Here is a 14,233-nt window from a genome sequence, read left to right on the forward strand (position 1 = left end):
TTTCGTCGCGCGCGTTCCCGCGCCTCACGCCGAAGACGTGGACGTCTTCGCCCCCAGGCGTTCCCGCGGGCGGATCCGCATGGAATGCGGAACAAAAATAACCCCATGCGGCGGAGCGCCGCTTGGGGTCGCGTCCGCAAAAAGAACACGCGCCTGAAAGGCGCAACTGCCACGCGGGAACGGCGCGCGCTTCGCTGCGCGCATGGGGTTACGTTTGTTTCGCCCCGTCGGGGCGGATATGGCGTTTCCGTCCGCGGATTTCGAGGGCAAGCGAGACGCTTACCCTCCTTTTTTCTCTTCTGTTCCTTGCCGGTTCAAAATTTCTGCGGGAAGGATTTCGCGGGCAAGCGGGACGCGTACCCTCCTTTCGTTCCCGCGGGGAAGCGTCGTTTAATCTTTAACCTTCAGGCTTTAAGCTCTAAACTTTCCCGTCATGTCAGACATTCCCGCAACAGCAGAAAACGACGAAATCCGCAAGGCGTTCCCGCAGAGCCGCCGCGTCTACATCGAAGGCTCGCGCCCGGACATCCGCGTGCCCATGCGCGAAATCGCGCTCTCGCCGACGCGTTCCCGCTCGGGAAAGATTCTGCGCGAAAACGCGCCCGTGCGCGTGTACGACACCTCCGGTCCGTGGGGCGACGAGGCGTTTCACAAGGACATCCGCAAGGGTCTGCCCGCGCTGCGCACGCCGTGGATTCTCGAGCGCGGCGACGTCGAGGCCGTGCCGCCGAGCTACGCCGTTCCCGCGGTGAAGACCGCCTGCCACGTCGAGCAGTTCGACCGCGGCGACCGCAAGATCTACCGCGCCAAGCCCGGCGCGCGCATCACGCAGATGGACTACGCGCGCCGCGGCATCGTCACGCCGGAGATGGAGTTCGTCGCGATCCGCGAGAACATGAAGCTGCAGGAAATGCGCGAGGAGGCGGGAACGCCGGAGCGCCGCCGGCTCGACTTCATGCACCCGGGCGAGGCGTTCGGCGCGGCGATCCCGCGGGAGATCACGCCGGAGTTCGTGCGCTCGGAAATCGCGCGCGGCCGCGCCATTCTTCCCGCGAACGTCAATCACCCGGAAGCCGAGCCGATGATCATCGGGCGGAATTTTCTCGTGAAGATCAACACCAACATCGGCAACTCCGCGATCGCCTCCGGCATCGAGGAGGAAGTCGACAAGATGCGCTGGTCGTGCCGCTGGGGCGGCGACACGCTGATGGACCTTTCCACCGGGAAGAACATCCACGCCACGCGCGAGTGGATTTTGCGCAACTGTCCCGTTCCCGTCGGCACCGTGCCGATTTACCAGGCGCTCGAAAAAGTCGGCGGCAAGAGCGACGAGATCACCTGGGACGTCTTCCGCGAGACGCTCATCGAACAGGCCGAACAGGGCGTGGACTACTTCACGATTCACGCCTGCGTGAAAAAGGATTTCGTGCCGCTCGTCGCCTCGCGCGTCACGGGCATCGTCTCGCGCGGCGGCTCCATCATGGCGAAGTGGTGCAGACGCCACAACGCGGAGAATTTTCTCTGGGAGCACTGGGACGAAATCTGCGAAATCATGGCGGCGTACGACATCGGCGTCTCCATCGGCGACGGGCTGCGCCCGGGCTCCATCGCGGACGCGAACGACGAGGCGCAGTTCGCCGAGCTCAAGGCGCAGGGCGAGCTCACGAAACGCGCTTGGGAGCACGGCGTGCAGGTGATGAACGAAGGCCCCGGGCACGTTCCCGCGCAGCTCATCCGCGCGAACATGCTCAACCAGCTCGACTGGTGCCACGAGGCGCCGTTCTACACGCTCGGGCCGCTCACGACCGACATCGCGCCCGGCTACGACCACATCACCAGCGCGATCGGCGCGACGCTCATCGGCTGGTACGGCTGCGCGATGCTCTGCTACGTGACGCCCAAGGAACACCTCGGACTGCCCAACCGCGAGGACGTGCGCGCGGGCGTCGTCGCCTACAAGATCGCGGCGCACGCGGCCGACCTCGCGAAAGGCCACCCCGCCGCGCAGTACCGCGACAACGCGCTTTCCCGCGCACGCTTCGAGTTCCGCTGGGAAGACCAGTTCGCGCTCTCGCTCGATCCCGAGCACGCGCGCCGTCTGCACGACGAGGCGCTCCCGCAGGACGCCGCGAAGAAGGCCGCCTTCTGCTCGATGTGCGGTCCGGACTTCTGCTCCATGCGCATTTCCTCCGAGCTGGAATGAACGGCACTGCGCGCCGTGTAGGGTGTAGTGTGTAAGGGGCGGCCGCGGCCGCGCTTCCGGCGTTCCCGCGGGAACGCGCGGGCGCCGGTTCGGCGTGAAAAAAGCGCTCGCGGGGAGGCGGGGAAGAGCGTATCGTTTCCGCTTTCATTTTTTTCAAAAAACGATGACGCACGACATTCCGAAAAATTACGAATCCGCACAGGTCGAAGCCCGCTGGTATCAGAACTGGGTCGAGGGCGGCTGCTTCACCGCCGATCCCGCGCGCGTGAGCGAAGAACGCCCCGCGTATTCCATCGTCATCCCGCCGCCGAACGTCACCGGCGTGCTGCACATGGGCCACGTGCTCAACAACACGATTCAGGACATTCTCGCGCGCAAGGCGCGGCTCGACGGCAAGGAGGTGCTCTGGCTGCCGGGAACGGACCACGCGGGCATCGCCACGCAGGTCATGGTCGAAAAGCAGCTCCGCAAGACGGAGGGCAAGACGCGCCGCGACCTCGGCCGCGAGGCGTTTCTCGAGCGCGTCTGGGCGTGGAAGCGCGAGAAGGGCGGCATCATCATCAATCAGCTCAAGAAGCTCGGCTGCTCGTGCGACTGGTCGCGGGAACGTTTCACGATGGACGAGAAGTATTCCGCGTGCATTCAGAAGATCTTCGTCGATCTCTACAAAAAGGGCTACATCTACCGCGGCAAGCGCATGGTGAACTGGTGCCCGGCGTCGCTCACGGCGCTCTCGGACGAGGAAGTCATCATGGAGCCGCACAAGGGCTTCCTGTATTATTTCAAAATCGAAATCGCCGAGGAGCCGGGAACGTTCCTCACGATCGCGACGACGCGCCCCGAGACGATTCCGGGCGACTCCGCGATCGCCGTCAACCCGAAGGACGAACGCTACGCGAAATACATCGGCAAGCACGCGATCCGGCCGCTCCCGCTCGAAAATCAGGAGCCGATCCCGATCGTCGGCGACGAGTCCGTCGAGTTCGAGTTCGGCACCGGCGTGCTCAAGGTCACGCCCGCGCACGACAAGACGGACTTTGAAATCGGGAAACGCCACGGGCTGAAGGTGACGGACATCATGAACCCCGACGGCACGATGAACGCGCTCGCGGGCGCGGATCTCGCGGGCATGGAGCGCTTCGCCGCGCGCGACAAGTCCGTCGAGCTGCTGCGCGGGCTCGGTCTGCTCGTCAAGGAAGAACCTTACGAAAACAAGGTCGGCATCAGCGAGCGCGCGAAGGTGCCGATCGAGCCGCGCCTTTCCGAGCAGTGGTTCCTGCGCTATCCGAGCGTTCCCGCCGCGCGCGCGTGCGTCGCGACCGGCGCGATGAAGTTCCACCCCGAGCGCTGGAGCAAGGTTTACGAACACTGGATGGGCAACCTGCAGGACTGGTGCATTTCCCGCCAGCTCTGGTGGGGACACCGCATTCCCGTGTGGTATTCCAAGAGCGATCCCGCGAAGATTCACTGCGACGTCGTGCCGCCCGCCGATCCGGAAAACTGGACGCAGGACCCAGACGTGCTCGACACCTGGTTTTCCTCCTGGCTGTGGCCCTTCGCGACGATGGGCTGGGACATGGACGCGCCCGAGGACGAAATGCCCGAGCTGCTCAGGAAATTCTACCCGACGAGCGACCTCGTCACCGGCCCGGACATCATCTTCTTCTGGGTCGCGCGCATGATCATGGCGGGCTTCGAATGGCGCGGCGAAATGCCGTTCCGCAACGTCTATTTCACCGGAATCGTGCGCGACAAGCTCGGGCGCAAAATGTCCAAGACGCTCGGCAATTCGCCCGACCCGCTCGACCTCATCGCGCGCTACGGCGCGGACGCGCTCCGCTTCGGCACGATGCGCTCGGCGCCGCTCGGCCAGGACGTGCTCTTCGACGAAAAGAACGTCGAGCTCGGACGCAATTTCTGCAACAAGCTCTGGAACGCGTCGCGCTTCCGCCAGATGAGCGGCCCGATGCTCGACAACTCCTCGCTCGAGGCGATCGTCGCGCGCGTCGATCCCGCGCTCTGCGACGCGGACGACCACGCGATTCTCGACGGGCTCGTGCGTCTCGTGCGCGGCTGCGCGGACGCGCTCGCGAACTACGAGTTCAACGCCTACACGCAGGCGCTCTACGCGTTCTTCTGGAACGACTTCTGCGACTGGTACGTGGAGGTGGCGAAGACGCGCCTCGCCGACGACGCGCTGCGCGGGAACGTGCTCGCGATTCAGGATCTGTGCCTGCGCCAGTTCCTGCTCTGCCTCGCGCCGCTCACGCCCTTCATCGCCGAAGAGCTGTATCACCTGCTCGGATACATTCCCGAGGGCGAGTTCCTGCAGTCGCAGCGGCTCGTCTCCGCGGACGAGCTCGCGGGCGCGCTCGCGAAGCGCGGGCTGACGATCGACGCGAACGCGGTGAACGACATCGCGCAGATCCGCGAGTTCGTCACGCAGGCGCGCGCGCTCAAGTCGCACAACAACGCGGGAACGAAGAAGGACTGCCTCTTCCGCCTCGCGCTGAAGGACGCGGCGGCGGGCGCGCTGCTCGAACGCAACGCGGCGAAGCTGAAGACGCTCGTCGGCGCGCGCGAGATCGAGACCGTTCCCGCGGGAACGGCGGCGGACGGTCCCTCGGCGGTCACGCCGCTGGGCACGCTCTCGCTCGACGTGACGGGGCTGATCGACGTCGTCGCCGAACGCAGGCGCCTGACGAAGGAGCTGGAAAAGCTCGAAAAGGCGGTCGCGGCGGGAACGGCGAAGATCAACAATCCGGCGTTCGCCTCGAAGGCGCCCGCGCACATCCTCGAAGGCGCGAAGAAGCAGCTCGCGGAAACGCTCGCCAAGCGCGACGAAACCGCCAAGCTCCTCGCCGCCCTCGGCTGAGGCGCCGCGCGCTTCCGATTGCCGATTCACGGGAGGGCGACCGTCTCGGTTGCCCTCCTTAAAATTTTCTTCCCGCGATGCGTCTCTGCAGATACGCCGTTTATCTCGCCTCGAATCCGGATTGCCCGGACGCGCCCGACGCGTTCTACAATCCGGCGACGGATACGGACAAGGCGCGCCGCCATCTGCCGCATTGGGAACAGTCCGAAAAATTTTTCTTCGTCACGTTTCGTCTTGCGGATTCTCTGCCGCAGGAGGTCCTGCGCCGATTGAAGGAGGAGCGCGCGGCTTGGCGGGCTCTTCATCCGGAGCCGTGGGACGAAGCGACCGAAGCGGAGTATTACGAGAAATTTCACGTCCGCGTCGAGAAATTTTTGGACGAGGGACACGGCTCCTGCGTCCTGCGGGAGGAACGGATCTGCAGAATCGTTCACGACGCGTTGCGGCATTTCGACGGAATCCGCTACCGTCTGGCGTGTTTCGCGATTATGCCGAATCACGTGCATGTGCTCCTGAAGACTCTCGGCGGACACGAACTGAGCGACGTTCTGTTCGTGTGGAAAAGTTTTACGGCGCACGCGATGAACAGAGCTCTCGGCGGGCGCGGGCAAATTTGGCAGCACGAGTCGTGGGACCGCATGATCCGCTCCCGCGCGCATTTCGACCGCGTCGTCCGATACATCCTCGACAATCCCAAAGGAGGGTAATCGTCCCGATTGCCCCTCCGTGAGCGTCGAATTCTCTCTCCGTCGCTCGGTTTTCGCCTCTTCGGACAATCGGGGACGCGCCTCTTCCGTGACGTTCCCGCGCCCTTTGCGCTTGCGCCCGCGGGCGCGGCGGCGGAAACTTGAAGGCTTCCACGGCGAACAACATCATTCACGACAACGTAATTAAAATCACATGACGGCGGTGACATCGTTCTGCGGGCTGTGCCTGCTTCTGATAATCGGCAAATTTCTGCGGATGCGCTTTTCGCTTTTTCAGCGGCTGTATCTGCCCTCGTCGGTCATCGCCGGCGTCGTGGGGCTGTGCGTCGTGTTCTTCGGCGGCGAGCGCGTTCCCGCGGGCTGGTACGCGGGCTGGAGCGGCATTCCTTCGTTCCTGATCAACATCGTGTTCGCGGCGCTTTTTCTCGGCGTCTCCACGCCGGGGCTCAAAAAGATCTGGCGCGTCTCCGCCCCGCAGCTCTGTTACGGGCAGATTGTCGCGTGGGGGCAATACGCGGTCGGCGCGCTCGTGGTGATGCTGATTCTGAACCCGCTGTTCGACGTCGGGCCCGCGTTCGCGGCGCTGATCGAAGTCGGCTTCGAGGGCGGGCACGGCACCGTCGCGGGGCTTTCGGACACGTTCGCGGAGCTCGGCTGGGCGCAGGGCAAGGACCTCGGCTTCACCGTGGCGACCGTCGGCATGATCGCGGGCGTCGTGCTCGGCATGTGGCTCATCAATCTCGGCGTGCGCTTCGGTTGGGTGAAGAACATCCGCTCGTTTTCCGAGCAGACGGAGAGCGAGCGCCGCGGCGTCTATCCGAAGGACGAATCGCCCTCCGCGGGCAGGCAGACCGTGTGCGCGGACTCGATCGACTCGCTCGCGCTGCACGTCGCGATCGTCGGGATCGCCGTGCTCGTCGGCTACGGGATCAAGGAATTTCTCGGGCTGCTCGACGGCTTCGCGCCCGAGGCGGTGCGCGACCTGAAGGTGCTGAAGAGCTTTCCGCTGTTCCCGCTGTGCATGATCGGCGGGCTCGTCGTGCAGAACGCGCTGCGGTTTTTCCGGCTGGATCACCTGGTCGACCACGGGCTGATGCAGCGGCTCGCGGGAACGGCGCTGGACTTTCTGGTGGTCGCCGCGGTGGCGTCGATCCGCATCGAGTTCGTCGCGGAAAACTGGGCGCCGCTCGCGATCATCTGTCTCGCGGGCGTCGCGTGGAACGTGAGCGGCGTGCTTTTCCTGGCGCCGCGCCTTTTCAGGAACGCGTGGTTCGAGCGCGCGATCGCCGAGTACGGACAGTCCTCCGGCGTCACGGCGACGGGGCTGCTCCTGCTGCGCACCGTCGATCCGGAGACGAAGACCGTCGCCGCCGAGGCGTTCGGCTACAAGCAGCTGCTGCACGAGCCGATCATGGGCGGCGGCATCTGGACTTCGCTCGCCGTGCCGCTGCTGCTGACGCAGGGCTTCCCCGTCGTCGTGACGGTGAGCGTCTGCATGATCGTGCTCTGGCTGCTCTTCTGGCGCTTCGTCCTGCACCCCTCGAAGAAATACATCTGACGAAAGGCGTGCGCCATGCCTGAAAAAGCGAAGGAATTTCTGGATACGATCCTGCCCGCGGGAATCGCCGCGGAGCTCGTTCTCGCCGACGGGAACGCCGAAATCGAAAAAGGCGGCGGCACGCGGCGCTTCTTCCGCGCGCGCTTCCGCGGCGAGCCCGCCGTCGTCTGCGTGTACGACGACTCCAAGGCGGAAAACGCGCTCTACGCCGGAATCGCCGGCTTCCTCGCGCGCGTCGGCGTTCCCGCGCCGAAGATTTTTCTGCACGACGCGGCGGCGCGCGTGCTCGTCATGGAAGACCTCGGCGACGTCGATCTGTGGACGCTCCGCCGCGGGAACGATCCCGCCTGGCGCGACGCCTACCGCTCGGCGCTCGCGGGTGCGGTGCGGCTCCACCGCGAAGGGCTCGCCGGGCTCGGCGAAACCCCGATCATGCGCGACGGCTTCGACGCCGCCTACTACAAGTGGGAGCGCGACTACTTCCTGACCAACGCCGCCAAGGAGGCGCACCGGCTCTGCATCACCGGCATGGCGCGCGTCGAGCTCGAGCACGAGCTCGCGGGGCTCGCCGCGCGCCTGCTCGCGCTCCCGCCGCAGCTCGTCCACCGCGATTTCCAGTCGCAGAACGTCCTCTGGCGCGACGGCCGCGCGCGCTTCATCGACTTTCAGGGCATGCGCGTCGGCACCGGCTGGTACGACGCCGCGTCGCTGATCTTTGACCCCTACGTCGATTTCTCCGACGCCGAACGCGACGCGCTCTTCGACGACTACTGCAGCTTCGTCGGCGTCCCCGAAGCGGAAAGACCCGAAGCGAAAAAGACGTTCTTCTGCGCCGCCGCGCAGCGCCTCATGCAGGCCTGCGGCGCGTATTTCTTCCTGTCGATGAAGATGGGCAAGCCGCGTTACCGCGCGTTCGCTCTCCCTGCGCTGGACCGCCTGAAGCGCGTCGCCGAAGCCGCGGGAACGCTCCCGAACCTGGCGATGCTTGCGACGGAGCTCCGCTCCCGCGAACGCCGCCGCGCCGCCCTCGGCCTCGCCTGAAAACCGCCCGCGCCGCGACCGTCGCCGCCGCGCGATAAAATATGCTCTCGGGAACGCGTTCGCCGCATGGACGAAACGGGAAAAGTTTTCGTCCTAAAGAAAAATTCGCGTCTTGATGTTTGACATACGGGGGGGGGTATTACTGTTCCTTCCACTTATGAAACACATCATCGCAATTACCTTTCTCCTCGCCGCGGGAACGCTCCTCGCGAACGCGGAAAATATCGACGTCACAACAACTCGAACGCAAATCAATCGTACCCAAGCGACCTCTGTCGCCGGAAATACTTACAACGTTTCGACGGGGCAAGTGTTCCTTTCGGGGTGGGACGGCTCTAATACCGTCGCAACCTCTTTTGATATCAACTTTATTCTCAACGGCACAGGCTGTGTCGGCGATGCGTATTATGATGGTGAGATTACAGCTGCGTTGCGTCTTGGGGATAAAGCTACGGTCGCCGGACAGGTCACAATCGGAGGCGATACTCATATTTGGAGCACGACTGCGGAAAACGGCATTTCCGGAAACATCGTGACGGCGGACTTGGACTCGACCGTTACGCTTATGGGAACGCTTACGGGAACAAATAACGCTCAAGTCAGTTCTTCGCTGCTCGTGCTTTCCGGATCGTCAATCGTGTTGCCGACGCTTGACGTTCAACAATACGCTTCGCTGAAATTCGACAGCTCCGACATCGCGTTTTCTTCCATCACGGGGCAGGGAGCCGTTTCGTTCGCTGAAAATTCTAAGATTAATCTGAAGGAGGGCGAAACGCTTTCCATCGCGGCAGGAACGCTGGCGTTTGGTTCCACGACGCTGACTTCCTCAATGGACAACGATACGTTGCTCGGTGCAGTGTCAGATTATTTCAAAGGCGCGGCGATTTCTTCCGTCAGCTTTATCGGCAATGTCTTGACGATCGAAGCCATTCCCGAGCCGTCGGCGTTCGGGCTGTTGGCGGGCTTGGGCGCGCTCGCGCTGGCGGGAACGCGTCGCCGTCGTCGGAAATAAAGTTCAGGGCTTAAAAGGCAATTACTCTTCGACCTTTTAAACTTTTTCGACTTCTCGACTTTTTTCATAGTGTGTGTTGGCGTTCCCGCGCGGTGAGGCGCGGGGACGCTTTTTTGTCGCGGGAACGGCGGGGAAATCCGGGAATTCCGCGCTTCGTTTCGGCGCTTTTCCGTGAAGATTTCCGTGAGCTTCCGTGGTGAAGATCGAGCCGTTCGCGTTCCCGCGTCGCTTGAAAGTTTTTCGTTTAAGGCGTATTCTCCGCGTCATGAAAAATCTGAACATTCCTCTCCGCATGCGCCGCTTGCGCGCGAACGTGTCCGTGCGCGCGATGCTCGCGGAAACGCGCGTCGTTCCCGCGCAGCTGATCCAGCCGCTCTTCGTCGTCGAGGGCGACGCGCGCGAGCCCGTCGAATCGATGCCTGGCGTCGAGCGCCTGCCGATTCCCGAGCTCGTCGAGAAATGCCGCGAGCTCGTCGCGCTCGGCGTGTTCGGCGTCGCGCTTTTCCCGAAGACGCCCGAAGAGAAGAAATCGCCCGACGGGCGCGAGGCGACGAATCCCGACTGCCTCGTCTGCCGCGCGATCCGCGCAATCAAGGCCGCCGTTCCCGAATGCGTGATCTTCGCCGACGTCGCGCTCGATCCCTACACGACGCACGGGCACGACGGCGTGCTCGACTCCGCGGGAACGGACGTGGACAACGACGCCTCCGTCGAAATCCTTTGCCGCATGGCGCTCGAAAACGCGCGCGCGGGAGCGGACTTCGTCGCGCCTTCCGACATGATGGACGGCCGCGTCGCCGCGATCCGCGAGACGCTCGATGCCGCCGGGCTCACGCGCACGGGCATTCTCGCCTATTCCGCGAAATTTGCGTCCGCCTACTACGGGCCGTTCCGCGACGCCGTCGGCAGCAAGACGAACGCGGCGGACAAAGTTTCCGGGCTCACGAAAAAGACCTATCAGCTCGCGCCCGCCAACCGCCGCGAGGCGATGCGCGAGGCGCTCGCGGACGAGGCGGAAAATGCCGACATGGTCATGGTCAAGCCCGCGGGGCCGTATCTGGACGTCGTGCGCGACGTGCGCGAAAGCACGCTGCTCCCCGTCGCCGCGTATCAGGTTTCCGGCGAATATTCGCAGATCATGGCGGCGGCGCGGCTGGGCTGGCTCGACCTGCGCGCGTGCCGCGACGAATCGCTGCTCGCGATCCGGCGCGCCGGCGCGGACCTGATTCTGACCTACTTCGCCGAATCCTACGCCCGCGACTTCAGCGCCTGAGGACGCGCTTCGCGGGAACGCGCTCCCGCCGTGTTCCCGCGCGCTATTCCTTTTTCAGGAGCGCGGGGGCGGCGGCGAGGAGGCTTTCGAGCAGGTTGTGCGAAAAATGGTTCAGCGTTCCCGCCATCTCGAATTCCGGGCCGCGCGCGTAGCCGTCGCCGTCGCGCGCGGACGCGTCGCCTTCGCCGCGCAGGACGCGCAGCGTGCGCAGCAGCTCCTCGAGGTCGCCGCGCACGTCGATCCGCGAGCCGATGCGCAGCGGCGAATCGCCGAACGCGCGCGAGCCGTCGTAGTCGATTTCGCCCGTTCCCGAAATGCGCAGCACGTCGTTACGCAGCAGAAATTTTTCGCAGCGGATCGGCTCGCCCGCGCGGGAACTCAGCTCCATGTCGAGCTCTTCGAACGGGAAATCCGCCAGGTCGCGCTGCAGGCGGCTGAGCGCCTTCGCGGTCTTGCGCGCGCGCGAGGAAAGCCCGCCCGCGAGGTCGCCGAGAAGTCCGACCATGCTGCCGCTCACGTTCGCGAGCCCGCCGACGAGATGCGCGCGCTCGTCGCCGGCGGCGAAGATGCGCACGCGCCCTTCGCGACCTGAAATGCGCGCGCGCGCGGCGAAGGCGTCGGGAAGCGCGTCGGGCGAATCCGCTTCCGCGCGCGAGGAGAAATCGACGGCGAAGACGCCTTCCGCCGGCGGCGGATTCTTCCCGCGCAGCGCGGGAACGGCGTCGCAGAGACGCGCGTCGCGGATTTCCGCCCGCGTCTCCGCGAGGAAGAACGGCGCGCGTTCCCGCGCTTCGAGCGAGGCTTTCAGCGAAAACGTCCCGTCGAAGAACGTCCGCGACGTCGCGGAAATCGCGAGCCGCCGCGCGTCCGAGCGCGCCTCGCCCTCAAGCCCGCGGATCACGTTTTCGGGGACGACCAACTCTCCGACGCGGAATTTCGCTCTGCCTTCGAACGCCGCCCACGGCGCCGTCGGCGCCTTCGCGGGAACGCCGCGCGCGGAACGCTTCGGGTGCGCGGGTGCGGGAACGGGCGCCGCGGCTTCGCCGGGAACGACGGCGTTCTTCGCGATTTCGCCCGCCGCCGCGACGGAGACCGCCGCCGCGCGCGCCGTTTCCGAACGCGGCGGAGAAAACGTCCGCGCGAGCGCGAGAAAGTCTTCCGCGTAGAGCTTCGGCGCGTTCACGGACGCGTCGAAACGCGTGACGCCGTTTTCGCGGTCGAAATCCAGCCGGGAAAAGCGCGCGAGCACGCGGGAACGCCCCGCGCCTTCGGTCTCGACGACGAGGCGCGCCGCGTCGCCGCCGACTTCCGCCTCGCCGTGCGCGAGCTCGAGCGTCACCGCGCGCGGCGGTTCGACTCCGGCTTCGCGCGAGCGCAGGCCGCGCAGTTCCGCCGAAAATTTCGCGCGCGCGGCGGACGCGTCCAGCGCGCCGTGCAGGGCGAACGTTCCCGCGGAGACGGCGACGTTTTCCGCGAAAAGCGGCTGGCGCGGCAGCTCGGCGAGCGAGCCCGAGACGTCGCCGCGGAGCGAAGTGAGCTTTTTGCCCGCGAAGCGCAGAGACAGATCGCCGGAAGCGACCGCCGCGCCGGCGGAACCCTTCAGCCGCGCGTTCTTCAGATCGACGGCGGTCGCGAAGCTTCCGGACGCGTCGCGGGAGACGCCGACGAAATTGTCGTCGGATTTCAACGACAGCCCGCGCAGCAGCGGCGCGCCGTCCTCTTCCGCCATCGCGAAGTCGCGGATCGTCATGCCCTTTTTGCGCGTCGAAAATTCCACGCTGTCCTTTTCTCCGACGAATTCGATTTCTCCGTCGAGCGTTCCCGAGAAGCGGAATTTCCCGTCGGAAAGCAGGTTCAGCAGGCCGAGCGGGAACGCCGAGGCGCGCAGCGCGATCTCCTTGCCGGCGAGCCCGGCGAAAGGATCGCCGAGGGCGAATTCGAAGGGATCCGTCGTCGCCGAAAGCAGCGTCGCCGCGTTTTCGCCGAGCTCGGAAAGCGCGAATTCGAAACGCTTCACGCGCGCGCCGCCGTCGGCGATTTCCGCGTCGAAGTCCGAGCGCAGCGCGAGCTCGCGGTCCTTCACGTCGGAAAAGAGCTCGCCGAACGCGCCGCGCCGGAACGCCGCGGGCTCGACGGAAACGGAGCCTTCGAGCCGCGTCGCGCCGCCGCGGAAATCGCGCGAGGCGCGCGCTGAAAGCCCGCCGACGCGCGTTCCCGCGTCGTCGAAAAGCCTCGCCTCCGCGCAGCTCAGCGCGAGCTCGTCGGCGCGCGCGTCGAGGCGCGCGGGCACGCTTGCGGAAAAGCCGCGCCACAGCGTGCGCCCCGCCTTCGAAAGCGCGAGGTCGCGCACGCGCAGCGGTTCGTCGCCCGCGAGCGCGAAGTCGCCGTTCCCGTCGCGGGTCAGCTTCAGCGTTCCCGCGAGCGCGCCGGATTCGACGCGGACCGCGGCGGCGTTCCCGCGGGAGCCGCGCGCGAGGAACGGGTTGAGCAGCGGCAGCGGAACGTCGTTGAATTTCACGTACGCGAGCGCGTCGCCTTCGCCGCCCGCGGAAAATCTGATCCCGTCCGCGAACGCGACGGAAAACGCCTCCGGCAGCGAGATCTCCGCCAGCACGACGGGCGGCACGCCTTCGGCGACGGCGGAGAGCGACGCGAAGAACGAGCGGACGGAAAACGCGTCGCTGGAAAATGCGAGCGCGCCGCGCGCGTTCAGCGAGGCGTCGGGCAGAAACGAGACGCCGGCGAACGTTCCCGCGAGCTCTTCGAAACGCACGTCGCAGGAAAAGCCGACGGCGCGCGCGTTCCCGACGCCGGAAACGTCGAGCGCCGCGCGGCCGCGCATCCGCGGCGCCTCGCGCAGAAAGCCGAAGCGGCGCAGTTTTTCGGACGCGAAATCCGCCTCGATCTTTCCCGAAAAATTTTCCGCGTCGAACGTTCCCGAGCCGGAGACCGAGCAGGGCGCGCCGGGCGCGGAAGCGATTTTCCACGCGCCCGCTTCGTCGGATTCGAAGACGACGCCGGCGATTTCGGCGCGCGCGCGGCGCGTTCCCGCCAGCCACGCGAGCGGGGCGAAGTCGCGCTGCGCGTCGCGGTTTTCGCCGTCGAACGCGAATTCGACGGGCTCGGCGCCGGGGACGTCCGCGCGCGCGCAGGCGCCGACGAGCTCGCTGCGCGCCTTCGCCGCGGCGGAAAGCGAGGCGCGGCGCAGCGCGAGCGCGAACGTCGCGTCGCCGACGCGCAGACGCGCGCCCTCGGGCGCTTCGAGGTCCGCTTCGGGCGCGGCGCCGAAGAGCGCGGCGGGAACGTTCGCGCGGACGCGCGCGCGCGGCAGAGCCAGCTCGCGCCCGCCGGAAAAGCGCAGCGCGACGTCGCCCAGCTCGAAATCGGAAAAACCGCTCGACCGCCACGAGCCGAAGCTCGCCTCGACGCCGCGGGAACGCAGCAGCGCGACGGCGATTTTTTCCTGCACGGAATCGCGGGAGAGTGCGAAGAGCGCGCCGCCCGCCGCGACGAGCGCGAGCGCGGCGGAGCCGAGGAGGAAGCGGGAGATTTTCGCCATGCGGG

At 65.9% G+C, this 14,233-nt stretch carries 8 protein-coding genes; 7 read left to right on the forward strand and 1 reads right to left on the reverse strand.

Going from position 1 to position 14,233, the window contains the following annotated elements:
- Window positions 1–433 precede the first annotated feature (433 nt).
- The 7 genes from thiC (at window position 434) to hemB (ending at window position 10,669) form a co-directional block, all read left to right on the forward strand.
- The gene (thiC, locus tag ACQREB_RS07125) at window positions 434–2,203 is read left to right on the forward strand and encodes a phosphomethylpyrimidine synthase ThiC (protein ID WP_427767053.1); all 1,770 of its coding nucleotides are present in this window, start codon (window positions 434–436) and stop codon (window positions 2,201–2,203) included.
- Between the two features lie 163 nt (window positions 2,204–2,366).
- Window positions 2,367–5,078, forward strand: coding sequence for a valine--tRNA ligase (locus ACQREB_RS07130; RefSeq protein ID WP_427767055.1), 2,712 nt, complete (start codon window positions 2,367–2,369; stop codon window positions 5,076–5,078).
- Between the two features lie 77 nt (window positions 5,079–5,155).
- Window positions 5,156–5,785, forward strand: coding sequence for a transposase (locus ACQREB_RS07135; RefSeq protein WP_427767057.1), 630 nt, complete (start codon window positions 5,156–5,158; stop codon window positions 5,783–5,785).
- Window positions 5,786–5,978: 193 nt separating this feature from the next.
- Entirely contained in the window at window positions 5,979–7,343 is a 1,365-nt protein-coding gene (locus ACQREB_RS07140; RefSeq protein WP_427767060.1) for a sodium/glutamate symporter, read from the forward strand.
- A gap of 15 nt (window positions 7,344–7,358) precedes the next feature.
- Entirely contained in the window at window positions 7,359–8,384 is a 1,026-nt protein-coding gene (locus ACQREB_RS07145) for an aminoglycoside phosphotransferase family protein (protein WP_427767063.1), read from the forward strand.
- Between the two features lie 157 nt (window positions 8,385–8,541).
- Entirely contained in the window at window positions 8,542–9,396 is an 855-nt protein-coding gene (locus tag ACQREB_RS07150; RefSeq protein ID WP_427767065.1) for a PEP-CTERM sorting domain-containing protein, read from the forward strand.
- 265 nt (window positions 9,397–9,661) lie between these two features.
- A complete protein-coding gene (gene hemB / locus ACQREB_RS07155) occupies window positions 9,662–10,669 on the forward strand; it encodes a porphobilinogen synthase (protein WP_427767068.1) in 1,008 nt (335 codons plus the stop codon).
- A gap of 43 nt (window positions 10,670–10,712) precedes the next feature.
- Here the strand turns inward: hemB and ACQREB_RS07160 are convergent, their stop codons facing one another.
- Window positions 10,713–14,228, reverse strand: coding sequence for a hypothetical protein (locus ACQREB_RS07160; protein WP_427767069.1), 3,516 nt, complete (start codon window positions 14,226–14,228; stop codon window positions 10,713–10,715).
- Window positions 14,229–14,233 lie beyond the last annotated feature (5 nt).

The organism is Candidatus Spyradosoma sp. SGI.093, from assembly GCF_050314555.1.
Lineage (GTDB): Bacteria > Verrucomicrobiota > Verrucomicrobiia > Opitutales > UBA953 > Spyradosoma.

What these genes read in the sequence shown, in the direction of transcription:
- ACQREB_RS07145 (WP_427767063.1), top strand. Translation starts at nt 7,359, where the DNA reads ATGCCTGAAAAAGCGAAGGAATTTCTGGATACGATCCTGCCCGCGGGA.
- ACQREB_RS07135 (WP_427767057.1), top strand. Translation starts at nt 5,156, where the DNA reads ATGCGTCTCTGCAGATACGCCGTTTATCTCGCCTCGAATCCGGATTGC.
- thiC (WP_427767053.1), top strand. Translation starts at nt 434, where the DNA reads ATGTCAGACATTCCCGCAACAGCAGAAAACGACGAAATCCGCAAGGCG.
- ACQREB_RS07140 (WP_427767060.1), top strand. Translation starts at nt 5,979, where the DNA reads ATGACGGCGGTGACATCGTTCTGCGGGCTGTGCCTGCTTCTGATAATC.
- ACQREB_RS07160 (WP_427767069.1), bottom strand. Translation starts at nt 14,228, where the DNA reads ATGGCGAAAATCTCCCGCTTCCTCCTCGGCTCCGCCGCGCTCGCGCTC.
- ACQREB_RS07150 (WP_427767065.1), top strand. Translation starts at nt 8,542, where the DNA reads ATGAAACACATCATCGCAATTACCTTTCTCCTCGCCGCGGGAACGCTC.
- ACQREB_RS07130 (WP_427767055.1), top strand. Translation starts at nt 2,367, where the DNA reads ATGACGCACGACATTCCGAAAAATTACGAATCCGCACAGGTCGAAGCC.
- hemB (WP_427767068.1), top strand. Translation starts at nt 9,662, where the DNA reads ATGAAAAATCTGAACATTCCTCTCCGCATGCGCCGCTTGCGCGCGAAC.